Genomic DNA, 22,574 nt, shown 5'->3' on the forward strand with positions numbered 1-22,574 from the left:
CCACAGGGCTGGCCGTGCCTCTCGCGAACTGAGAGAAAAGCCCCAGAAGCGCGCGTTTTTGGGTGCTTAAGTCACGGTTCGCGGGAGGGTGGGGCCTAGTCTCGGGGGATGGAATCCGCACTGCACGGTAGGACGGCGCTCGTGACCGGGGTGTCGCGGCGCAAGGGCATCGGCTACGCGGTGGCGGTGCGCCTGGCCGAGCTGGGCGCCAGTGTGTTCATCCAGCACTTCGCTCCGCACGACGACGAGCAGCCCTGGGGCGGTGACGACCTCGATGCGGTGCGTACGGGCATCCGCTCGGCGTTGACCGAGGGCGCCGTGTTCGGTGACGTGAGCGCCGACCTGGCCGGGCCGGATGCCGCGGCGGCGGTCGTGCGCGCGGCCGTCGGCCTCACCGGCCGGGTCGACATCCTGGTGGCCAACCACGCCCGCAGCGGCGGCGACGGCTCCATTTTCGACATGACCGCGGACATGCTCGACGGGCACTGGCAGGTCAACGCGCGCTCCACGCTGCTGCTCACCCGCGCCTTCGCCGAACAGTTCGGGGACGCGGCCCGCCCGGACGCGGCCGGTGCGGACGCGGCCGGTGCGGCGCCGACGGACGCTGCAGTTGCGGCGCCGACGCCGCGGCGCCCCGGTGAGCGCGGAGACCTGCCCGCCGCCGCCATCGACGAGTTCGCCACCGGGCGGGTGATCTGGCTGACATCCGGGCAGATCCACGGGCCGATGCCGGGCGAGGTCGCCTACGCGGCCAGCAAGGCTGTCCTGGCCGGGCTCACCCCCACCGTGGCCAGCGAGCTGCTGGTGCGCGGCATCATCCTCAACACGGTCAATCCCGGTCCGGTGAATACCGGCTACCTCGATCCGGAAACCACCGACCGCCCCCTGGACGGCATGCTCGAGTACCTGCGCACCCTCCCGTTCGGCCGGTTCGGCGAGCCCACCGACCCCGCCCGCCTGATCGGTTGGCTGTGCACCACGGAGGCCCGCTGGCTGGTGGGACAGGTCCTCACCAGCGACGGCGGTTTCAGCCTCGCGAACTGAGAGAAAAGCCCCAGAAACTCGAGTTTTTAGGTGCTTAGGTCACAGTTCGCGGGAGAAGGGCGGGGCTAGGAGACCTGGATGCTGATCGGCTCGGTGTCGGGGATCGGGCCCGCGTCGCGGCCGCGCAGGTCGGGGTGCCAGCGACGGCCGAGCGCGGGGATGATCGTGCCGAGAGCGGCGAACCCGGCCGCCACGTAGATCGCCGACCCGGCGCCGGAGTGGTCGATGGCGAAGCCGGCCAGCGCGGAGCCGAGCGCGGCGCCGATGAGCTGGCCGGTGCCGATCCAGCCGTAGGCCTCGGCGGTGTCACTGAACTTGACGCTGGCCGAGACGATGCCGAACAGCACCGCGAACGACGGCGCGATGCCGATGCCGGCGACGAGCAGCGCGGCGGAGAGCCACCAGAAGTTGAGGAAGAGCCCCGCGATGGCCAGGCCGATGGTGACGATGAGCATCCGGCTGGCCAGCGCCCACGGGCCGATCGGGAGGTGGCCGAGCGCGAGCCCGCCGATGAGCGAACCGATGGCGAAGATGCCCAGGACCCAGCCGGCGTTGGCGCTGCCGTGGCCGAAGACGGCGACCACCCCGGCCTCGACGGCCGCGCAGGCGGCCACGAGCATGAAGCCCACGACGGTGCTCAGCAGCACCTCGGGCTTCTTGAGCACCACACCGAGCTTGCGGCGGCTGCGGGGGATGCGCACCCGGCCCACCTCGGGCAGCGCCACGAACCAGATGCCGCCGGCGACGAGGAAGAACGCGGCGAGCAGGATGCCCGCGGTGCTGCTGACCTGGATGGCAACGAAGGTGGCGATGACCGGGCCGAGCACCCAGATGATCTCCTGCGCCGAGGCATCCAGGGAGAACAGCGGCGTGAGCTGGCGGGAGTTGACGACCTTGGGGTAGATGGTGCGCACGGCCGGCTGGACGGGCGGCATCGACAGGCCGGCGATGAAGCCGACGACCATCAGGCCCGGGATCGGCAGCGGTACCAGCGCCATGACCACGATGGCTGCGGTGCACACGATCATGGTGACGATGAGCACCGGGCGCATGCCGAGCCGGCCCATCAGCCGGGAGGTGAGCGGGCCGGCGATGGCCTGGCCGATGCTCATGGCGGCCAGCACGAGGCCGGCGGCCGCGTACGAATCGAAGAGCGCTTCGATATGGATCAGGAACGCCAGCGAGAGCATCCCGAACGGGAATCGGGCGGTGAGCTGGGCTCCGATGAGTCGGGCAACGCCCGGGGTTTTCAGAAGGGTCCAGTAGCTGCTCACAACCGTCTAGTCTATGGCCGGGGCGACACCCGAAGCGCAGGGGTCGGTCCACCCGCCCGGCTAACGTGAACGGATGCACACACTGATTTCGGCGGCCGATCTGGCCGCGCTCCTCGTTGTCGGCCCGGCTCCGCACATCCTCGACGTGCGGTGGAAGCTCGGCGGCCCTCCCGGCCGCGCCGAGTTCCGCCGTGGGCACCTGCCCGGAGCCGTGTACGTGGACCTCGACTCCGAGCTGGCGGGGCACGGCGAACCGGCCGACGGACGGCATCCGCTGCCCGCACCGGTCGACCTGCAGGCCGCCGCCCGCCGCTGGGGCCTGAACGACGGTGACACCGTCGTGGTCTACGACGACCTGGGCAACATGTCGGCCGCCCGCGCCTGGTGGCTGTTGCGGCACGCCGGGGTGCGCGACGTGCGGCTGCTCGACGGCGGCCTCGCCGCCTGGCGCGCCGCCGGACTGCCGGTGGTGGCGGGCGAGGAGCCGGTGCCGACCGGTTCGGTCTCCCTGACCCTCGGCGCCCTACCCGTGCTCGACGCGGATGCCGCGGCCGCGCTCGCGCAGGACGGCGTGCTGCTCGACGCCCGTGCCGCCGAACGCTACCGGGGTGACATCGAACCGATCGACCCGCGTGCCGGCCACATCCCTGGTGCGGTGAGTGCTCCGACGGGCGGCAACCTGGATGCCGAGGGACGGTTCCTGCCGGCGGCGGTGCTGCGGGCTCGGTTCGAGGCCCTCGGGGTGCGGGGCCAGATGGCCGCCGGGACGCACGGGGCCGGTTTCGACGTGGGCGTGTACTGCGGCTCCGGAGTGACGGCCGCGCACGAGGCCGTGGCACTCAGCCTGGCGGGCTTCACTCCGGCGCTCTACCCCGGCTCCTGGTCGCAGTGGTCGAACCTGCCCGAGCGGCCGGTCGCGACCGGCGACGCCCCGGGCGACGAGCCCGGGCACGCGCCCGGCGGGGAGCGCTGACCCCGGTCGCAGTGGATGCGCATCCGTGGTGGCGCAGGTACGTGCTCGCGGCGCAGGTTAGTGCTCGTGGCGCAGCATATGTGACGCATTAACCTGCGCCGCGAGCACGAAAGTGCGCCGCGAGCACGAGGGTGCGCCGCGAGGCTAGGCGATGTGGACCGCCGTGCCGCTCACCACGATGCCGCCGGTGCGGGGCACGTCCACGAGCAGCAGGCTCGGCCGGCCCACGTGCCGGCCCTGGCGGATGACCACCCGCACCGGCGGTGCCACCAACCCGAGCTCGCGCAGGTAACCGCCCACCGAGGCCGCGGCCGAGCCGGTGGCCGGGTCTTCGCTGAGGGTGCCGACCGGGAACAGGTTGCGCGCCTCGAACTCGTTAGGGCCCCGCACCGTCAGGGTGGTGACGGTGCCCGCCCAGCCCTGGGCATCCATCAGCGCGCGCATGGCCGCCGGGTCGAACGTGAAGGCGTCGAACTCGGCGGCGCCGGCGAAGACCAGCACCGGATGCCAGTTGCCGGCGAAGGCCAGCCGGGGCGGGTAGTCGGGGTGCAGCGACCCGGCCGAGGCGCCGAGCAGAGCGAGCAGGGCGCTGAGCACCTCTGGCGCGATGGCGCGCACCTCGGGGGCGACGCTGGTGAACGACGCGGTCAGGCCGGCATCCGTGCTGCGGGTCTCGATCGTGATCGCGCCGACGCTGGTGTCGAAGGTGAGGGTGCCGGCGCCGTCGCGGCCGGCCAGCGCCACCGCCGTGGCGACGGTGGCGTGCCCGCAGAACGGCACCTCGGCGACGGGGGAGAAGTACCGCAGCCGGCTGCGCCGTGGGTCGCCGTCGACGATCGGCACCGTCACGAACGCGGTCTCGGCGTAGCCGACCTTCGCCGCGATGGCCTGCATCGCGGCGTCGTCGAGGCCGCTGGCGTCGAGGACGATGCCGGCGGGGTTGCCCCCGGCGGAGGCATCGGCGAGGTCGGGGTCGGTAAAGGCGGCGAAACGCAGCACGGGCACGGTCATGGCCCCATGCTGCCAGCACCGGCGCGCATCCCGGTGCGGCGAACCCGAAAACGGCCGTACGAGGTGCAGCGACCCGAAAGGCGCGGTCATGGTGCTGGTTCGGGCGGGGCTGTCATACTTAGGTAATGCTTACCTCAGCACAGCCGGGCACGACGGGCGCGCCTGCCCGCGGCACCGGTCTGCCCGCGACAGCCGCACCCGGCGCCCCCGCGCCCGGCACCGGCCTGGACGCCGTGCGGGTTCCGCGCCGCCGCCAGCTTGCCGGGCTGGGGATCGCCGTGCTCCTGTTGGCGCTCGCCGTGGCCGCGTCGCTCGTGGTGGGCAGCCGGTCGATCCCGCTGGGCACCGTGCTCGAGGCGCTGGTGCGCCCCGACCTCGGCGTCACCGACCACACCGTGGTGCTCGACCTGCGGGTGCCGCGCACCGCCATGGGCCTGCTCGCCGGCCTCGCGCTGGGCCTGGCCGGCGCCCTGATGCAAGGCATCACCCGCAATCCGCTCGCCGATCCCGGACTGCTCGGCGTCAACGCCGGCGCCTCCCTCTTCGTCGTCGCCGGCATCGCCTGGTTCGGGGTCACCTCGGCGCTCGGCTACGTCTGGTTCGCCTTCGCCGGCGCGTTCGTGGCCGCCGTGATCGTCTACGTGGTCGGCTCCCTCGGCCGCGAGGGCGCCACCCCGGTGAAGCTGGCCCTGGCCGGCACCGCGCTCACCGCCTCGCTCACCTCGCTGATCACCATCGTGCTGCTCAGCGACTCGGCCGCCTTCGACAAGTACCGGTTCTGGTCGGCCGGCTCCCTCGTGGCCCGCGACCTCGACTCCACCCTGCAGCTGGCCCCGTTCGTCGGCGTCGGCGTGCTGCTGTGCCTCGTGGCCGGGCGGATGCTCAACGCGCTCGCCCTGGGCGACGACCTGGCCCGTGGGCTCGGCCAGAACCTCGTCGCGGCCCGCATCGTCTGCGCCGTCGCCGTGGTGCTGCTGTGCGGCTCCGCCACCGCCATGGCCGGACCGATCGTGTTCGTGGGCCTGGCCGTGCCGCACATCGCCCGCCGCTTCACCGGCCCGGACTACCGCTGGATCCTGCTCTACTCCGCGGTGCTCGGCCCCGTGCTGCTGCTGGCCGCCGACGTGCTCGGCCGGGTCATCGCCCGGCCCGGCGAGATCGAGGCCGGCCTGGTGGTCGCGTTCCTCGGCGCCCCGATGCTCATCGCCCTGGTGCGCCGCGTGAAGCTGGCCGGCCTGTGAGCGCCGCCGTGACGACATCCACCCGGGCCGTGGCGGATGCCGCCCCGCTCGCCCTGGCTCGCACCCTGCGGCACCGCCGGGAACGCCGCATCGTGCTCGTGCTGGCCGCGCTGGTGCTGCTCGTCGCCGCGCTGAGCCTGATGGTGGGCGCATACAACCTCAGCGTGCCCGACCTGCTGCGCACCCTGGTGGGCCAGGGGTCCAGCAGCGAGAACTTCATAGTCTTCAAGCTGCGGCTGCCGCGGCTGACCCTGGCGATCCTCGTCGGCGTGGCCTTCGCGGTCTCCGGCGCGCTGTTCCAGACCGTGTTGCGCAACCCCCTGGCCAGCCCCGACATCATCGGCGTCACCGGCGGCGCCAGCGCCGCGGCCGTGTTCGGCCTGCTCGTGCTGGGCCTCGGCAGCGTCGCCACCTCGTTCATGGCCTTCGCCGGCGCCATGGTCGTGGCCACCGCCATCTACCTGCTCGCGTGGCGCGGCGGCGTGGTCGGCTACCGGTTCGTGCTCATCGGCGTGGGCGTCGCGTTCATGGTGCAGGGCCTGCTCGGCTACCTGCTCTCCCGCGCCGACCTGCGCAACGCGCAGGACGCCCTCACCTGGCTGGTCGGCAGCGTCAGCGGCGCCCGCTGGCCCGAGATCGCGGTGCTCGCCGGGTTCCTGGCGGTGCTGCTGCCGGCCATCGGGGTGCTCGCCGGGCGGATGCGGATGCTGCAGTTGGGCGACGACACCGCGAGCAGCCTCGGCGTGCACGCCGAACGCTCCCGGCTGGCGCTGCTCGTGGCGGCCGTGGCCCTCGCGGCCCTCGCCACGGCGTTCGTGGGCCCGCTCGCGTTCATCGCCTTCGTCTCCGCGCCCATCGCCCGGCGCCTCGTGGGCACCGGCAGCCTGGCCCTGCTGCCGGCCGCCCTGATCGGCGTGCTGATCACCACGGTCGCGGACTTCACCGCCCAGCACCTGCTGCCGGGCTCACTCGAACTGCCGGCCGGCATCATCACCGGCGCGATCGGCGCCCCCTACTTGCTCTGGTTGCTCGCCACCCAGAACCGAATCGGAAAGGGAGCCTGATGCCCCAGCCCACCGGACAGACCACCGCCCAGCCCACCGAAAAGCCCGTCGGCCAGACCGCCGTCGCGCCCGCCGCATCCGCCCGCCACGCCCTCACCGCCACCGGCCTCAGCCTCGGTTACGACGGCACCCGCATCGTCGACAACCTCGACCTCGCCATCGAACCCGGCGCGATCACCGTGATCGTCGGCGCCAACGCGTCAGGCAAGTCCACCCTGCTGCGCGGCCTCGCCCGGCTGCTGCCGCCGCAGGCCGGCACGGTCACCCTCGACGGCCGGAACATCGCCGGCCTGCCCAGCCGTCAGGTCGCCACCATCGTGGGCCTGCTGCCGCAACAGCCCATCGCGCCCGAGGGCATCGGCGTGGCCGACCTCGTCGGACGCGGCCGGTACCCGCACCAGGGCTGGTTCCGGCACTGGTCGAGCACCGACGACGCCATCGTCGCCGAGGCCATGGCCGCCACCCAGACCCTGGAGCTGGCCTCCCGGCGCATGGAAGAGCTCTCCGGCGGCCAGCGTCAACGCGTCTGGATCGCCATGGCCCTCGCACAGAAGCCCGACATCCTGCTGCTGGACGAACCCACCACCTTCCTCGACGTCACCCACCAGGTGGAGGTGCTCGACCTGCTCCACGAGCTCAACCACGAGCAGGGCACCACGGTGGTGATGGTGCTGCACGACCTCAACCTGGCCGCCCGCTACGCCGACAGGCTCGTCGTCATGCGCCAGGGCAGGATCATCGCCGAAGGGCCCCCGGCCCAGGTGCTCACCGAAGCCGTCGTGCTCGACGCCTTCGGGCTCACCGCGCGCATCATCGCCGACCCGGTCTGCGGCTCCCCGCTGGTCGTGCCGATCGGACGCTTCCACGGGACCGCCTGACCCGCTATATTAGGTGAGGCTACCCTAAACGCTGGTAGTCCTTCCCCCCTTTTAGAACCGGAGTTACCTGTGTCCAGACGTCTGACCACCGTGCTCGCCGCCACCGCGGCCATCGCCGCCCTCACGCTCAGCGGATGCTCCGCCTCCGACTCCGGCAGCGACGACACGGATGCCGCGACCGGTGGCGCGTTCCCCGTCACCATCGAGCACGCCTTCGGTGAGACCACCATCGACGCCGAGCCCACCCGCGTGGCTACCTGGGGCTGGGGCAGCGCCGACGACGCCATCGCCCTGGGCGTCGTGCCCGTCGCCATCCCCTTCCAGGCCTACGGCGGCGACGAGAACGGTGTGCTGCCGTGGATCGCCGAAGCCCTGGACGAGCAGGGCGCAGACCTGCCCACCGTGCTCTCCGACTCCACCGAACCCCCTTACGAGGAGATCGCGGCCGCCGCGCCCGACGTGATCCTCGCCGCATACTCCGGCCTGACCGAGGAACAGTACGAGCTGCTCAGCGAGATCGCCCCCGTCGTGGCCTACCCCGACGAGCCCTGGTCCACCGACTGGCGCGAGCTGATCGAGATCACCGGCACGGCCCTGGGCAAGTCCGACGAGGCGACCACCCTGCTCGGCGACATCGACGACACGATCGCCGAGAAGGCCGCGGCGCATCCGGAGTTCGAGGGCAAGACCGTGGCCCTCACCTCCGACAGTGCCGGCGTGTTCTACGTCTACACGGATGCCGACCCGCGCGTGACCTTCGCCACCGAGCTCGGCTTCGAGAGCGCCCCGAGCGTCGCCGAGCTGGCCAACGGCGAGTCCGACTTCTTCTACACGATCAGCTACGAGCAGCTCGACAAGCTCACCAGCGACGTGATCGTCAACTTTGCCCCCACCCAGGAGGAATCCGACGCGTTCCTGACCGCCGGCTACGCGCAGGTCATGCCGCAGGTGCAGAACAATGCAGTGGCGTCCCCGGTCGGCGCTGCCTTCGTCGCCTCGGTCTCCCCGCCCACCGGCCTGTCGCTGACCTGGGGCATCGACGACTACGTCAAGCAGCTCTCGGTCGCCGCGCTGGCGGCCGACGCCGCGAAGTAATCGCGGCCGGGAGCGGGGGCTGCCTGAGCACGGTAACCTTGGTATGCCTCCGTTCCGACTGGTTCCGAAGCCGATATCGTACGAGCCGTACCCCAGCGCAGGGGTGTTTCAGGCTCACGCCGGTCGTACCATCCACGGACCGCTCAGTCGACTCGATCCTTTGAGGCATCGAGATCCATAAAAAAGGTTGTGCCATGCGCGCTAGATACGTATTCCCCGCTCTCGCTGCCGTGGCGGCGCTGCTGCTCACCGGATGCGTGGACAACTCGACTCCGGCGGAGTCAGGAGTGCCAGGGAGCAGCGCCGCTGCGATCACGAAAGACGACGCGGCAGCGGCGCTGGTCCCGGCCGAGGTGGCCGATCGTGGCACCCTGATCATCGGAACCGAACCGACCTACGCGCCGAACGAGTTCAAGAACGAGGCCGGCGAGCCGATCGGCTGGGACATCGAGCTGGCCGCCGGCGTCGCCGCCAAGCTCGGCCTGATGCCGAAGTTCCAGGTCGCGAAGTTCGACAACATCATCCCGAGCGTGGCCGGCGGCAAGGCCGACATCGGGGCATCCTCGTTCACCTACACCCCGGAGCGGGCGGAGCAGGTCGACTTCGTCAACTACTACAACGCCGGCATCCAGTGGGCGTCGGCGACGGGCACTGACGTCGACCCCGACAACGCGTGCGGCCTGAAGGTGGCCGTGCAGACCGCCACCTTCGAGGACACCGATGAGGTGCCCGCCAAGAGCGAGGCCTGCGTGGCCGCCGGCAAGTCGCCGATCAACAAGCTGAAGTTCGACACCCAGGCCGACGTGGCCAACGCGGTTGTGCTCGGCCAGGCCGACGCACTCAGCGCCGACTCCCCGGTGTCGCTGTACGCGATCGCCCAGACCGGCGATAAATTGCAGCCGGCCGGCGAGACTTTCGATGAGGCCCCGTACGGCATGGTCGTCGCCAGGGGTTCCGAACTCACCGCCGCCGTGCAGGCCGCCCTGCAGTCGATGGTGGATGACGGCAGCTACACGACCATCCTCGATGCCTGGGGTGTCACGGACGGTGGCGTGGTCGAGATCATGATCAACGCAGCCGCGAACGGCTGACCCCAGGGGCATCGGCGACTACATCGCGGAACCCGCTAGCCTTGGCGGGCGTCGTTTGGGCTGTTCCCGAACCGATATCGCCAGACCATTCCCCCGGAGCAGGGGTGTATTAGGCTCACTGCAGTCGTACCGTTCACTGCCATTCAGTCGAATCGAACCCTCGACGCCCTAATGAAGAAGGTCGTGCCATGCGCGTTAGATACGTACTCCCCGCCCTCGCTGCCGCTGCTGCGCTGATGCTCACCGGCTGCGTCGACAACTCGACGCCCGCGACCAGCGGCTCCGAGACCAGCAGCACCCCCACGATCGCGGTCGACGACGCGGCAGCGGCCCTGGTCCCCGCCGAGGTCGCCGACACGGGCACCCTGGTCATCGGCACCGACCCGACCTACGCGCCGAACGAGTTCAAGGACGAGGCCGGCGACCCGATCGGCTGGGGCGTGGAGATCGCCAGTGGCATCGCCGCCAAGCTCGGCCTCGAACCGAAGTTCCAGGTCGCCAAGTTCGACAACATCATCCCCAGCGTCACCGGCGGCAAGGCCGACATCGGCTCGTCCTCCTTCACCGACACCGTCGAGCGGCAGCAGCAGGTCGACTTCGTCAACTACTACACCGCGGGCATCCAGTGGGCCTCAGCGGCGGGTAAGGATGTCGACCCCAACAACGCCTGCGGCCTGAAGGTTGCCGTGCAGGCCACCACCTTCGAGGACACCGACGAGGTGCCCGCCAAGAGTGACGCGTGTGTGGCGGCCGGCAAGCCCCCGATCGACAAGCTCAAGTTCGACACCCAGGATGCCGCCACCAACGCCGTCGTCCTCGGCCAGGCCGACGCGCTCAGCGCCGACTCCCCGGTCACGCTGTACGCGATCGCCCAGACCGGCGACAAGCTGCAGCTCGCCGGCGAGACCTTCGACGTGGCCCCGTACGGCATGGTCGTCGCCAAGGGTTCCGAGCTCACCGTGGCCGTGCAGGCCGCGCTGCAGTCCATGGTCGACGACGGCAGCTACCAGGCAATCCTCGACGAGTGGGGCGTCGCCGACGGCGGCATCGACGAGATCACAATCAACGCGGGCGCGAACGGTTAACCCGTGAGTGCCACGCACCCGTACGGCCCGGCGGCGGGCTCGACCCCGCCGCCGAGCGACGCACCACCCACGTCGGAGCCGATCAAGGCCATCCGGCTGCGACACCCATGGCGCATGGTGTTCGCCGTGCTGCTCGTGGCGATCTTCGCGTTCTTCGTCATCGACGCGGCGTTCCGTCCGGCGTACGACTGGCCGGCGGTGGGCAAGTACCTCTTCGACCGGCGCATCTCGATGGCCGCCCTGGTGACGATCGAACTGACGGTCTTCTCGATGGTGATCGCGATCATCCTCGGCGTGATCCTGGCCGTGATGCGGCTTTCACCCAACCCGGTGGTCAAGGCCGTGGCGTGGTTCTACCTCTGGATCTTCCGCGGCACTCCGGTGTACGTGCAGCTCACCATCTGGGGCCTGATCTCGCTGATCTACACGAGCATCGACATCGGCCTGCCGTTCATGACGCCGTGGATCTCGTTCAGCACCAACGCGGCGCTGAACACCTTCACCCTGGCCGTCATCGGCCTGGCCCTGAACGAGGCCGCGTACATGGCTGAGATCGTGCGTGCCGGTCTGCTCTCGGTCGACAAGGGTCAGGAAGAAGCCTCCGTCGCCCTGGGCATGAGCTGGTCGCAGACGATGACCCGGGTCATCCTGCCGCAGTCGATGCGGGTGATCATCCCGCCGACCGGCAACGAGGTGATCTCGATGCTGAAAACCACCTCCCTGGTCACCGCGGTGCCGTTCAGCCTGGAGCTGTTCACGAGATCGCGAGACATCTCGGCGGAGACCTTCAACCCGATCCCGCTGCTGATCGTTGCGTCGATCTGGTACCTGTTCTTCACCTCGATCCTGATGGTGGGCCAGTACTTCCTCGAGAAGCGCTTCTCCCGCGGGGTGGGCGACCGGCAGACCGACAAGAGCGACCCGGCGGCTCCCACCACGGGCGCCATCACCGGTGTCGTACCCGTGGTCGGGGCGGGACAGCCCACCGTGGTGCTGCCGCCGAAAACGGATGCACCGGGCACGACCGGCGACGGAGGAGCACGATGAGCGCGACGACAGCGAGGGCCGCGACATCCGTTGACGTGCCGATGGTGCTGGCCGAGCAGGTCACCAAGAGCTTCGGCTCGAATCAGGTGCTCAAGGGCATCACCCTCGAGGTCAAGCGCGGCGAGGTGATGTGCCTGGTCGGGCCGAGCGGGTCCGGCAAGTCCACGTTCCTGCGCTGCATCAACCACCTCGAGGTGCTCTCGGCCGGGCGGCTGAGTGTGGACGGCGAGCTGATCGGCTACCGCGAGTCCAACGGCAAGCTGTACGAGATGGCGCCCAAGGAAGCCTCGAAGCAGCGCCGGGACATCGGTATGGTGTTCCAGCGGTTCAACCTGTTCCCGCACATGACCGCGCTGCAGAACGTGATGGAAGCGCCGCTGCGGGTCAAGGGACTGCCCAAGGCGAAGGTGGAGTCGACCGCTCGCGACCTGCTGGCCCGGGTGGGCCTGGCCGACCGGGCCGACTACTACCCGGCGCACCTCTCCGGCGGCCAGCAGCAGCGGGTGGCGATCGCCCGGGCGCTGGCGATGGAGCCCAAGCTGATGCTCTTCGACGAGCCCACCAGCGCGCTGGACCCCGAACTCGTCGGCGAAGTGCTCGACGTGATGAAGGGCCTGGCCAAGGAGGGCATGACCATGATCGTGGTGACCCACGAGATGGGCTTCGCCCGCGAGGTCGCCGACTCCCTGGTGTTCATGGACGCCGGTGTTGTGGTCGAGTCCGGCCTCCCCTCGGAGGTTCTGGCCAACCCGCGTCACGCCCGCACGCAGGCGTTCCTCTCCAAGGTGCTCTAACCCTCCACGCGAACCGTGAGAAAAGCCCCAAAAACGTCGAGTTTTTGGGGCTTTTCTCACAGTTCGCGGGCTAGAACGCCCAGGGGCCGAAACGGGTGATGGCCACGACGAGGGCCAGCGCGCCGAGGATCACGCTGGGCATGGTCTCCTTGGCACCGTCGCCGGCGCGCACGTGCCAGACGACGGCGCCGATCATGATCACAGTGAGGGCCGCCGCCGCGATCGGCACCAGGATCGGGGCGATGCCGGTGACCGCGGGCAGGATCAGGCCGATGCCGCCGAGCAGTTCGGCGAGGCCGACGAGCTTGACGCCGGCATCCGAGTAGTCGTTGGTCCAGGCCATGCCGTTGGCGGCGAGTTTGGCGCGCGGCTGCGCGACCTTCATCACGCCGGCGCCGATGAAGGCGACGGCGAGCAGGGCGGTGATGATCCAGATGGCGATGTTCATGGGGGACTCCTGTGTTGATGCCGGCCCCGGAAGACGCCGAACACGACGATGATTGCGGCGGAAGTAGTTGCCGCGTCAAATAAACTAGCGTGAACTACTTTCTGCGTCAAGTAATTATCGGTAGGGTGGGGGCATGGACGAACCGCAGTGGCTGAACGCCGACGAGCTGGATGCGTGGAAGGCCCTCGCCGGGGTGCTCTTCCTGCTGCCGACGGCGCTCGACTCCCAGTTGCAGCGCGACTCGGATCTCGCCATGGCGGACTACATGGTGCTGGTGATGCTCTCCGAACGGGACGACCACTGCATGCGGATGAGCGAGCTCGCGACATCCGCCAGCACCTCGCAGTCGCGGCTGTCACGCATCGTGGCCCGGCTGGAGGCCGCCGGTTACGTGACCCGCGAGATGGCGCCGGATGACCGTCGAGCGGTGCTGGCGACCCTCACCGAATCGGGCCTGGCGAAGCTCGTTGCCGCGGCCCCGGGGCATGTGTCCCAGGTGCGGAGGCTGATCTTCGACCGTCTCACCCCCGCCCAGGTGCTCTCCCTCAACGAGATCGCCCGCGCCCTCGCGCACCCCGACGACCACGCCGCCTGCGACACCTAACCTCGCCGATCGAGCGTCTCGCGATTTCGTGAGTCGGCCCGCGGAACGCGCCCATCTCCGTTGATCGAGCTTGTCGAGATCTCGTGAGGCGTCCTCTGAACGGGGGCAGGGTCACCGGGTCTCGACAAGCTCGACCAGCGGACGGGGCGCGACCGCGCGTATGTCGCAGGGTCTCGACAAGCTCGACCAGCGTGTGGGGCGCGACCGCGCGTTTGTTGCGGGGTTTACTTCGACAGGCTCAGCACGGCGTCGACAAGCGTGTGGGTCGCGACCATTTCGTTGATCGAGCTTGTCGAGATCTCGCGGGACGCGCTAGGAGACGAGGACCTTCTGGATGCGCTGAAGGGAGACCGACTCGGCGGCGCGCAGCTCCTGGGCGAAGAGGCTGATGCGCAGCTCCTCGATCATCCAGCGGGCGCGCACCAGGTTGGGCGCGGCCTCCGCCGGTAGCGGGATGCGCCCGCCCGCGTCGGCGAAGCGGGCCGTGGCCGACTGCACCTCGTTCATCCAGACCCGGTCGCGGTTGGGGTTATCGAGAAGCTTGTCGATGCGGGCGCTGATGCCGCCGAGGTAGCGCGGCAGATGCCGCAGCTGGGCCAGGCCGGTGGCGCTGACGAACCCCGGGTAGACCAGCCCGTTCAGCTGCTCCCGGGCATCCGTGAGCGCGGCCAGCAGGGCCATGCTGGTGGAGGCCTTGAGCGCCTTGTCGGCGGCCCGGGACGCCGTGAGAATGCGGGCGACGAGCCCGACGGTCTCGAACATCGAGTCCATCACGACGCCGGAGACCCGGTCACGGATGGTGTCGAACTCGGCCTTCATGAACACCTGACCGTCGGGTCGCACCCTGTAGAGCACGTCGTCGACGGCGGCCGCGAGGCAGTCGTCGAACAACGCCTGGGTGGAGCGGTACGGGCTGGTGGCCAGCGAGAGCTTCTCGCCGCCCTTGAGGTGCTGCTGCACGTACGCCACCGGTGACGCGGTGGCGAGCAACAGCAGGCGGCGCACGCCGCCGGGCAGGGTGCGGGCCTGCTCCTCGGCGGTGCTCATCATGCGGATGCTCACCGAGGTGCCGTCGTCGACCAGGGTGGGGTAGCCGCGGATGGTGTTGTCACCCTGCTTGGTGTCGATGAAACGGGGCAGCTCGATGAAGTCCCAGGTGGTGAGGCCGCTGCGCTCGATGGCGTTCTTGGGAGTGGCCGCGGAGGCCTTGGCGACGGACTCGCGCACCTTGTTGCCCAGGCGGCGCTGCAGCTCGGTCAGGTCCTTGCCGGAGGCGACGGCGCGGCCGCGTTCGTCGACGACCCGGAAGGTCATCCGCAGGTGCGCGGGCACCCGGGACAGGTCGAAGTCGCGCACGGTGACGGGCACGTAGGTGAGGCGCTGGATGAGGGCGGCGAGGGTTTCGGCGAAGGAGGTCTCGACAGGCTCGACCAGCGACCCGTTGGCTCGCGAGGTCTCGACAGGCTCGACCGACGAGCGCACGACACCCGGGGCTTCCGGCAGCTCGGCGAGCAGGCGCACGGCCCAGTCGGCGGCGGGCACGACGTTGCGGCGGATGGCCTTAGGTAGCGACTTGATCAGCGAGGTGACCAGGTCAGCGCGGAGGCCCGGAACCTGCCAGTCGAAACCGGTGGGGGAGACCCGGGCGAGCAGCGCGAGGGGAATCTGCACGGTCACGCCGTCGTCCTCCTCGCCGGGCTCGAACCGGTAGCTCAGCGCGAACCGTTGGTCGCGCTGCTGCCAGGTCGGCGGAAACAGCGACTCGTCGATCTCGGGTGCATCCTCGGGCACGAGCGCCTCGGCGGTCATGGTGAGCAGGTCGGGCGTTTCGGCGCGGGCGACGCGCCACCAGGTCTCGAAGGTGCGCGTGCTGTGCACGTCGGCCGGAATGCGGCGGTGGTAGAACTCGAAGACGGCCTCGTCGTCGAAGAGGATGTCGCGGCGCCGGGTGCGCTCCTCGAGCTCGGCGAGCTCCTTGCGGAGGGCAGTGTTGGCCCGGTCGAACGCGGTGACGCGCTGGTCGACGCGGTCCAGGTCCCACTCGCCGTCGACGAGGGCGTGTCGGATGAACAGCTCCCGGGCGTAGGCCGGGTCCACCCTGGAGAACTGCACCCGGCGGCGGGGCACGATCGGCACCCCGTAGAGGGTGACCCGCTCGTAGGCGACCACGGCGCCCTGCTTCTTCTCCCAGTGCGGCTCGGAATACGAGCGCTTGCAGAGGTCACCGGCCAGCTGTTCGGCCCAGGCCGGGTCGACGACGGCGTTCATCCGGGCGAACAGCCGGCTGGTCTCCACCAGCTCGGCGCTCATCACGGCGTTGGGCTGCTTCTTGGCCAGCGCCGAGCCGGGGAACAGCACGAAGCGCTGTTGCCTCGCGCCGATGTAGTCCTTCTTGGCCACGTCCTTCAGGCCGATGTGCGAGAGCAGGCCGGAGAGCATCGACCGGTGGATGCCGTCGGGGTTCACGCTCGGGTCGCCGATGTGCAGGCCCAGCGGTTTGGCCAGCTGGCGGAGCTGCTTGTAGACGTCCTGCCACTCGCGCACGCGCAGGTAGTTGAGGTACTCGTTCTTGCACAGCCGCCGGAAGGCGCTGGAGCCGAGCTCCTTCTGCTGGTTCTCGAGATAGTTCCAGAGGTTGAGCAGCGACAGGAAATCGCTGGTGGGGTCGGCGAACCTGGCGTGCTTCTCGTCGGCGGAGCCGCGGCGCTCGAGCGGCCGCTCGCGCACGTCCTGGATGGTGAGCCCGGCGACGATGGCCATCACCTCGCGGCTGGTGCCCTGCACCTTGGACTCGATCACCATGCGGCCGAAGCGCGGGTCGATGGGCAGCTGGGCGAGCTGTTGGCCCACCCGGGTGAGGGTGTGCGTGCCGGCCGTGACGGCCATCCGGCCGCCCTGGGGTCCGCGACCGCCGCCGCCGCGACCGCGCCCGCCGGACCGAGCGCCGGCGCCGGCGGCCTGGCTCGGGTCTTCGGTGGGCGTGCCCGTCGGCGCCACGGTGGCTTTGACCGCACCGAGCTCGGTGAGCAGGTCGAGGCCGTCCTTGATGTTGCGGGAGTCCGGCGGAGTGAGGAACGGGAACTGGGCGATGTCGCCCAGGCCCAACGAGATCATCTGCAGGATCACCGCGGCCAGGTTGGTGCGCAGGATCTCCGGCTCGGTGTACTCGGGCCGGCGGGTGAAGTCCTCTTCGCTATACAGGCGGATGGCGATGCCGTCGCTGGTGCGGCCGCTGCGGCCCGAGCGCTGGTTGGCGGAGGCCTGCGCGATGGCCTCGATCGGCAGCCGCTGCACCTTCGAGCGCACGCTGTACCGGCTGATGCGGGCGGTGCCGGCGTCGATGACGTACCGGATGCCCGGCACGGTGAGGCTGGTCTCGGCCACGTTGGTGGCCAACACGATGCGGCGCCGCACCCCGGCCACGGTGGAGGGCTGGAACACCTTGTGCTGGTCGGCGGAGGACAGCCGGCCGTAGAGCGGCAGCACCTCGGTAGGGCTGGTGCGGCCCCCGCCGGCGAACTTGCCCTGCAGGGCGTCGGCCGCGTCGCGGATCTCGGTCTCGCCGGAGAGGAACACCAGCACGTCGCCGTTGGACTCCTGCTCGAGCTCGTCGAGCGCCGCGGAGATGCCCTCGATGTAGTCGCGGTCCACGCTGGGCGCGGCATCCGCGATCTCGTCCTCGTCGTCGATCGCGGCCTCGGCCACGAGCGGGCGATAACGGATCTCGACGGGATAGGTGCGGCCGGAGACCTCGATGATGGGCGCCGGGGTGCCGTCGGCGGCCGCGAAATGCTTCGCGAAGCTGGCCGGGTCGATGGTCGCGGAGGTGATGATGAGCTTGAGCTCGGGTCGCTGGGGGAGCAGCTGCTGCAGGTAGCCGAGCAGGAAGTCGATGTTGAGGCTGCGCTCGTGCGCCTCGTCGATGATGATGGTGTCGTACTTGCGCAGCATCCGGTCGCGGTGGATCTCGTTGAGCAGGATGCCGTCGGTCATCAGCTTGATGCGGGTGTTCACGCCGACCCGGTCGGTGAAGCGCACCTGGTAGCCGACGAGTTCGCCCACCTCCTGGCCGAGTTCCTCGGCGATGCGCTCGGCGATGGTGCGCGCGGCGAGCCGGCGCGGCTGGGTGTGGCCGATCGACTCCCGGCCGAGCTCCAGGCAGATCTTGGGCAGCTGGGTGGTCTTGCCCGACCCCGTCGACCCCGCCACGATCACGACCTGGTTGTCGCGGATGGCGCGCGCGATGTCGTCGCGGCGCTGGCTGATCGGCAACTCGGGCGGGAAGGTGATTTTCACGGGAATCATTAGCCCTCCATCGTATTGCCTCCAGCGGTCGCACCACTTCGGCGCAAACCGTTGTGGTGCAAAGTAGTTTGTGTTACAAAGTACACATGACAAACCGGACGCCGGATACCGACGAACCGCTGGGCGACCCGCGGACCACCCTTGCCCTGCTCGAGGCGCAGCAGCGGCAGGTGCTGAACGCCCAACAGACCCCGGTGATCTGGATGTACTTCATCTGGGGCGTCACCTGGTTGGTCGGCTTCCTCGCCCTCTGGTCGGGCGACGTCGACGGCAACCCCTGGTTCACCATCCCGGCCTACGTGGCCACGCCGCTGTTCATCGTGATGCTGGTGGCTTCGATCGTGGCGTCCGCCGTGCTCGGCGTGCGCATCAACCGGGGCGTGCGCGGTGCCTCGGTCTTCTCCGGGGCGGTTTACGGCCTCTCCTGGACGGCCTGCGGCACCGCGTTCGCGGTGCTCGGCACCGGCCTGATCAGCCAGGGCCTCTCGCCCGAACTCGCCAACCTCTACTTCCCGGCCGCCTACGCACTGATGTGCGGCACCATTTACCTCGGCGGCGCCGCGCTCTGGCGCGACATTTCCCAGCTGGTGCTCGGCCTGGTGCTTCTCGCGGTCGGCGCGGCATCCTCGTTCGCCGGGTCGCCCGGCAACGACCTCGTCCTGGCCATCGGGGTGGGTGGCGCGTTCCTGACCGCCGCCGTCACCCTGCAGGTGCGGCGCCGATCGGGGCGATGACCGTGGACGAACTCGACCCGGTGATCCACGCATCCGCCCGCCTCAAGATCACTGCCACGCTCGCCACCCTGCCGGTGGGCGACCAGATCGCCTTTCCCCGGCTGCAGGAGCTGCTCGGCATGACCGCCGGCAACCTCTCCACCCACCTGCGCAAGCTCGAAGACGCGGGCTATGTTGACGTCGTCAAGTCCCACCAGGGCCGCAGCCCGGTCACCTACCTGGCCCTGTCGCGCACCGGCCGGCGCGCGTTCGAAGACTACCGAGAAGCCCTGCGCGGGCTGTTGGGAGAATCCGCATGACAGTTCTGGCCCGGCTCGATCACGTCACCCGCCGCTTCGGCGACGTGCTCGCCGTCGATGACGTCAGCCTCGACATCCACTCCGGCAGCATCCTGGGCCTGCTCGGGCCCAACGGCGCGGGCAAGTCCACCGTGCTCACGATGCTGCAGGGCCTGCGCCGGCCCAGCAGCGGCACGGTGACCCTGTTCGGCGGGTCGCCGGGCGACTACCGGATGCGCCAGAAGCTCGGCGGCACCCCGCAGGAGACCGCGCTGCCGCCGACACTGCGGGTGGGCGAGGTGATCGACTTCGTGGGCCGGCACTTCGAGGAGCCGCTGAGTACCGCGGCCGTGGCCGAGGAGTTCGGCCTGGGGGAGTTGCTCAAACGGCAGACCGGCGCGCTCTCCGGCGGCCAGAAGCGCCGGCTCAGCGTGGCGCTCGCGTTCGTGGGCCAGCCGCGGCTGGTGCTGCTCGACGAACCCACCACCGGCCTGGACGTGGATGCCCGCCGCACCCTGTGGGATGCGGTGCGGCGCCAGCACGAGCGCGGCGCCACCGTCGTGGTGACCAGCCACTACCTCGAGGAGATCGAGGCGCTCGCCGAACGGGTCGTGGTGATGGGGCACGGCCGGGTGATCGCCGACGACACCGTGGCCGCCGTGATCAACCAGGTGTCGCTGCGGCAGGTGCGCCTGGTCACCGCCCAGGCCGACCGGGTCAGCGGGTTGCCCGGCGTGGTGGGCCGCGACGTCGGCGACGACGGCAGCACCACCTTCTACGCCAACGACAGCGACCGGCTGATCGTCGAGCTGGTGCGCTCCGGCATTCCGTTTTCCGACCTCACCGTGCGCGGCGCCACCCTCGAAGAGGCGTTCCTCACCCTCACCGGGGCGACGGATGCCCCCGCCGCGCCGTCGCCATCCCGCGCCGAGGGCTCCTCGAGCACCCGTGCCGCCCAGAAGGAGATGAACCGATGAGCACCCTGACTCCAACCCCGGCCGGCACCGCTCCCGGCACGCCCGGCCGCCGGTCGGCTCTTGGCGGCCGCACGGGCATCCTGGCCCTCACGCTGCTGCACGCCCGGATCAACCTGGTCGAGACGTTCCGCATCCCGGCCGCCGTCATCGGGGCGCTGGTATTCCCCGGACTGTCGCTGCTGTTCTTCGTGGTGCCCCAGCGCACCGTGGCCGACAACCCGGAGTTCGCCACCCAGGCGGTGATCGCGCTGAGCGTGTTCGCGCTGATGTCCAACTCGCTGTTCAGCTTCGGCCTCACCATCTCGGCCAACCGGGAACAGCCCTGGGACCCGTACCTGCGCACCCTGCCGGCGCCCGGCATCGCCCGGGTGCTCGGCCAGGTGTTCTCCACCGGGCTGATGGGGCTGGTGTCGATCCTGCCGGTCATCGCGATCGGAGCGCTGTTCACCGCCGCCGATGTGACGGTGCCGCGGGTGCTGACCGGCCTGGTCGCGCTGGGAATCTCGGCGCTGCCGTTCATGTTCATCGGCATCTCGATCGGCTACTCGATGTCGTCCAAGGCCGCGATCGCGGTGGTGCAGATCGTGATGTTCGCCCTGGCATTCGCGGGCGGGCTGTTCCTGCCGCCCTACCTCTTCGCGGACTGGCTCGACACCCTGTCGAAGTTCCTGCCCTCCCGGCAGGCCCGGGAGTTCGTGATCTGGGCCGTGCAGGGCGGCGAGCTGGAGCCGTGGGTGTGGATCGGCATCCTGGTCTGGACCGCGGCGACCTTCGCCCTGGCCCTGCTGCTCTTCCGCCGCGACGAGGGTCGCCGCTACCGCTAGGTCTGAGAGGTCGCGCCATCTCGCTGGTTGAGCTTGTCGAAACCTCGTGAGCCGTCCCCTGAACGCAGGCACGGTCACCGGGTCTCGACAAGCTCGACCAGCGAAGTGGGTCTCGACGGCGGGCGGCCGCGGATTACGCTCTCGGCATGCCTGACGTGCGCGGGCCGTGGCGGGTCCCTAGGCTCAGTGGATGACGAAATCCGTACCCACCATCACCCTGAACGACGGCCACACCATCCCGCAGCTCGGCTTCGGGGTCTTCAAGGTCGACCCGACCGAGACCACCCGCATCGTCACCGACGCCCTCGAGGTGGGCTACCGTCACATCGACACCGCCGCCGTCTACGGCAACGAGGAGGGTGTCGGGCAGGCCCTGGCGTCGTCCGGCATCGACCGGTCGGAACTGTTCGTGACCACCAAGCTGTGGAACGACAAGCAGGGCACCCAGTCGGCGCTGGATGCGTTCGATGAGAGCCTGGAGAAGCTCGGTCTGGACTACGTCGACCTGTACCTCATCCACTGGCCGGCACCGGCGAACGACAAGTTCGTGGAGAGCTGGAAGACGCTCGCGAAGATCCGCGAGTCCGGTCGGGCCCGCTCGATCGGCGTCTCGAACTTCCTGGTGCCGCACCTGGAGCGCCTGCTCACCGAGACCGACGTCGTGCCGGCGGTCAACCAGATCGAGCTGCACCCCGCCTACCAGCAGGCCGAGATCACGGCGTTCGCCCGCGAGCACGGCATCCACATCGAGGCCTGGGGCCCGCTCGGTCAGGGCAAGTACCCGCTGCTGGAGGAGGGCGTGGTCACCACCGCGGCCGAGGCGCACGGCAAGACGCCCGCACAGGTGATCATCCGCTGGCACCTGCAGACCGGCAACATCGTCTTCCCCAAGTCCAACCGCCGTGAGCGCATGATCGAGAACTTCGATGTCTTCGACTTCGAGCTCAGCCACACCGAGCTCGCCACCATCTCGGCGCTCGAGCGCGGCGGCCGCGTCAGCGCGCACCCCAACGAGGTCAACTAGCCGCACCGGTTGTCGAGTTGCCGCCAACGGCCCCTTCCGCACGTCGGACGGGGCCGTTTGCGGCATCTGGGCGAGGTGCTCTGTGCCCACGTGCGGCGGCGGATGCGGCCTGCGCCGGGCCATCCACCGTCTTACGCCGTGTGTCGGCACGGCTGGCGGCATCCGGCGGGGGCATTTAGCGTCGGAACATGTCGTACACCCTGAACGTCGTCGCCGTCTCCGGCAGCCTGCACTCGCCCTCGAAGACCACCGCCCTGGTGCGCGCGATCCTCGACGCGCTCGAACGCGAGCTCTCGATCACCGTTCACCTGATCGAGCTGAGCCGGGTCGGCCGCGAGTTCAGCGGGGCTCTCCGCCGCGACGAGCTCTCCGCCGCGGCCGAAGCCGACCTGCGGCGCATCGAGGGCGCCGACCTGCTCATCGTGGCGTCCCCGGTGTACCGGGCCTCGTTCACCGGACTGTTCAAGCACGTCTTCGACTTCGTCGAGCAGTACTCGCTCGTGGACAAGCCGGTGCTGCTGGCTGCGACCGGCGGCAGCGACCGGCACGCGCTGATCCTCGAGCACCAGTTCCGGCCGCTGTTCAGCTTCTTCCAGGCGCTCACCCTGCCGTTGGGGGTGTACGCCAAGGACTCCGACTTCACCGACTACAGGGTGACCAACGCCGAGCTCAGTGAGCGCATCGACCAGGCCATCCGCCGCGGGCTGCCGCTGGTGCGGGCCAGCCTGCCGGCCATCCTCTCGGCGGACTCCGCCGCCATCGTCTGGTGATGCTGCGGGCGCC

At 69.9% G+C, this 22,574-nt stretch carries 21 protein-coding genes; 17 read left to right on the forward strand and 4 right to left on the reverse strand.

What is annotated here, in order from left to right; genetic code table 11:
* The first annotated feature begins 108 nt into the window (after window positions 1–108).
* A complete protein-coding gene (locus tag CXY76_RS02020) occupies window positions 109–1,044 on the forward strand; it encodes an SDR family oxidoreductase (RefSeq protein WP_104162604.1) in 936 nt (311 codons plus the stop codon).
* A gap of 65 nt (window positions 1,045–1,109) precedes the next feature.
* On the opposite strand, the gene CXY76_RS02025 is transcribed toward CXY76_RS02020, so the two are convergent.
* Complete coding sequence (locus CXY76_RS02025) at window positions 1,110–2,318, reverse strand: MFS transporter (RefSeq protein ID WP_104162605.1); 1,209 nt, start codon at window positions 2,316–2,318, stop codon at window positions 1,110–1,112.
* Window positions 2,319–2,391: 73 nt separating this feature from the next.
* Here CXY76_RS02025 and CXY76_RS02030 point away from each other — a divergent pair, with 73 nt between their 5' ends.
* The gene (locus tag CXY76_RS02030; protein ID WP_104162606.1) at window positions 2,392–3,291 is read left to right on the forward strand and encodes a sulfurtransferase; all 900 of its coding nucleotides are present in this window, start codon (window positions 2,392–2,394) and stop codon (window positions 3,289–3,291) included.
* A gap of 144 nt (window positions 3,292–3,435) precedes the next feature.
* On the opposite strand, the gene CXY76_RS02035 is transcribed toward CXY76_RS02030, so the two are convergent.
* Window positions 3,436–4,302, reverse strand: coding sequence for a PhzF family phenazine biosynthesis protein (locus tag CXY76_RS02035; RefSeq protein ID WP_104162607.1), 867 nt, complete (start codon window positions 4,300–4,302; stop codon window positions 3,436–3,438).
* A 125-nt stretch (window positions 4,303–4,427) separates the two neighbouring features.
* Between CXY76_RS02035 and CXY76_RS02040 the strand changes: the two genes are divergently transcribed.
* The 8 genes from CXY76_RS02040 (at window position 4,428) to CXY76_RS02075 (ending at window position 12,597) form a co-directional block, all read left to right on the forward strand.
* Window positions 4,428–5,543 (forward strand): iron ABC transporter permease, encoded by a 1,116-nt coding sequence (locus CXY76_RS02040; RefSeq protein WP_104162608.1) that lies wholly within the window; start codon window positions 4,428–4,430, stop codon window positions 5,541–5,543.
* A gap of 8 nt (window positions 5,544–5,551) precedes the next feature.
* Complete coding sequence (locus CXY76_RS02045) at window positions 5,552–6,607, forward strand: iron chelate uptake ABC transporter family permease subunit (protein WP_233199513.1); 1,056 nt, start codon at window positions 5,552–5,554, stop codon at window positions 6,605–6,607.
* On the forward strand, window positions 6,607–7,485 hold the full coding sequence (locus CXY76_RS02050; protein ID WP_104162610.1) for an ABC transporter ATP-binding protein: 879 nt from the start codon (window positions 6,607–6,609) through the stop codon (window positions 7,483–7,485). The genes CXY76_RS02045 and CXY76_RS02050 overlap by 1 nt, the downstream gene beginning before the upstream one ends.
* A gap of 69 nt (window positions 7,486–7,554) precedes the next feature.
* Window positions 7,555–8,580 carry an iron-siderophore ABC transporter substrate-binding protein gene (locus CXY76_RS02055; protein WP_199190173.1) on the forward strand — a complete coding sequence of 342 codons (1,026 nt, stop codon included), beginning with the start codon at window positions 7,555–7,557 and terminating at the stop codon, window positions 8,578–8,580.
* A 194-nt stretch (window positions 8,581–8,774) separates the two neighbouring features.
* Window positions 8,775–9,671: an ABC transporter substrate-binding protein gene (locus tag CXY76_RS02060; RefSeq protein ID WP_104162611.1), complete on the forward strand. Its 897-nt coding sequence runs from the start codon at window positions 8,775–8,777 to the stop codon at window positions 9,669–9,671.
* A 188-nt stretch (window positions 9,672–9,859) separates the two neighbouring features.
* Complete coding sequence (locus CXY76_RS02065; protein WP_104162612.1) at window positions 9,860–10,756, forward strand: ABC transporter substrate-binding protein; 897 nt, start codon at window positions 9,860–9,862, stop codon at window positions 10,754–10,756.
* Between the two features lie 3 nt (window positions 10,757–10,759).
* A complete protein-coding gene (locus CXY76_RS02070) occupies window positions 10,760–11,803 on the forward strand; it encodes an amino acid ABC transporter permease (RefSeq protein WP_104162613.1) in 1,044 nt (347 codons plus the stop codon).
* Between the two features lie 41 nt (window positions 11,804–11,844).
* The gene (locus tag CXY76_RS02075) at window positions 11,845–12,597 is read left to right on the forward strand and encodes an amino acid ABC transporter ATP-binding protein (protein ID WP_146073340.1); all 753 of its coding nucleotides are present in this window, start codon (window positions 11,845–11,847) and stop codon (window positions 12,595–12,597) included.
* 70 nt (window positions 12,598–12,667) lie between these two features.
* Here CXY76_RS02075 and CXY76_RS02080 read toward each other — a convergent pair whose 3' ends face one another.
* Entirely contained in the window at window positions 12,668–13,045 is a 378-nt protein-coding gene (locus CXY76_RS02080; protein WP_104162615.1) for a DoxX family protein, read from the reverse strand.
* A gap of 133 nt (window positions 13,046–13,178) precedes the next feature.
* Here CXY76_RS02080 and CXY76_RS02085 point away from each other — a divergent pair, with 133 nt between their 5' ends.
* Window positions 13,179–13,649, forward strand: a complete 471-nt coding sequence (locus CXY76_RS02085) for a MarR family winged helix-turn-helix transcriptional regulator (RefSeq protein WP_104162616.1) — start codon at window positions 13,179–13,181, stop codon at window positions 13,647–13,649.
* A gap of 312 nt (window positions 13,650–13,961) precedes the next feature.
* Here CXY76_RS02085 and hrpA read toward each other — a convergent pair whose 3' ends face one another.
* The gene (gene hrpA, locus CXY76_RS02090; protein WP_104162617.1) at window positions 13,962–17,954 is read right to left on the reverse strand and encodes an ATP-dependent RNA helicase HrpA; all 3,993 of its coding nucleotides are present in this window, start codon (window positions 17,952–17,954) and stop codon (window positions 13,962–13,964) included.
* Window positions 17,955–18,040: 86 nt separating this feature from the next.
* Between hrpA and CXY76_RS02095 the strand changes: the two genes are divergently transcribed.
* The 6 genes from CXY76_RS02095 to msuE all read left to right on the forward strand — a co-directional run bounded on the left by CXY76_RS02095 (window position 18,041) and on the right by msuE (window position 22,561).
* The gene (locus CXY76_RS02095; RefSeq protein WP_104162618.1) at window positions 18,041–18,688 is read left to right on the forward strand and encodes a hypothetical protein; all 648 of its coding nucleotides are present in this window, start codon (window positions 18,041–18,043) and stop codon (window positions 18,686–18,688) included.
* Window positions 18,685–18,987, forward strand: coding sequence for a transcriptional regulator (locus CXY76_RS02100; RefSeq protein WP_199190174.1), 303 nt, complete (start codon window positions 18,685–18,687; stop codon window positions 18,985–18,987). The genes CXY76_RS02095 and CXY76_RS02100 overlap by 4 nt, the downstream gene beginning before the upstream one ends.
* Window positions 18,984–19,943, forward strand: a complete 960-nt coding sequence (locus CXY76_RS02105; protein WP_104162619.1) for an ABC transporter ATP-binding protein — start codon at window positions 18,984–18,986, stop codon at window positions 19,941–19,943. The genes CXY76_RS02100 and CXY76_RS02105 overlap by 4 nt, the downstream gene beginning before the upstream one ends.
* Window positions 19,940–20,767 carry an ABC transporter permease gene (locus tag CXY76_RS02110; protein ID WP_233199514.1) on the forward strand — a complete coding sequence of 276 codons (828 nt, stop codon included), beginning with the start codon at window positions 19,940–19,942 and terminating at the stop codon, window positions 20,765–20,767. Before CXY76_RS02105 ends, CXY76_RS02110 begins: the two co-directional genes overlap by 4 nt.
* A 190-nt stretch (window positions 20,768–20,957) precedes the next feature.
* Window positions 20,958–21,791, forward strand: coding sequence for an aldo/keto reductase (locus CXY76_RS02115; RefSeq protein ID WP_104162620.1), 834 nt, complete (start codon window positions 20,958–20,960; stop codon window positions 21,789–21,791).
* Between the two features lie 188 nt (window positions 21,792–21,979).
* Entirely contained in the window at window positions 21,980–22,561 is a 582-nt protein-coding gene (msuE, locus tag CXY76_RS02120) for an FMN reductase (RefSeq protein ID WP_104162621.1), read from the forward strand.
* Window positions 22,562–22,574: the final 13 nt, after the last annotated feature.

It is taken from the genome of Cryobacterium sp. N22, assembly GCF_002929555.1.
Classification (GTDB): Bacteria; Actinomycetota; Actinomycetes; order Actinomycetales; family Microbacteriaceae; genus Cryobacterium.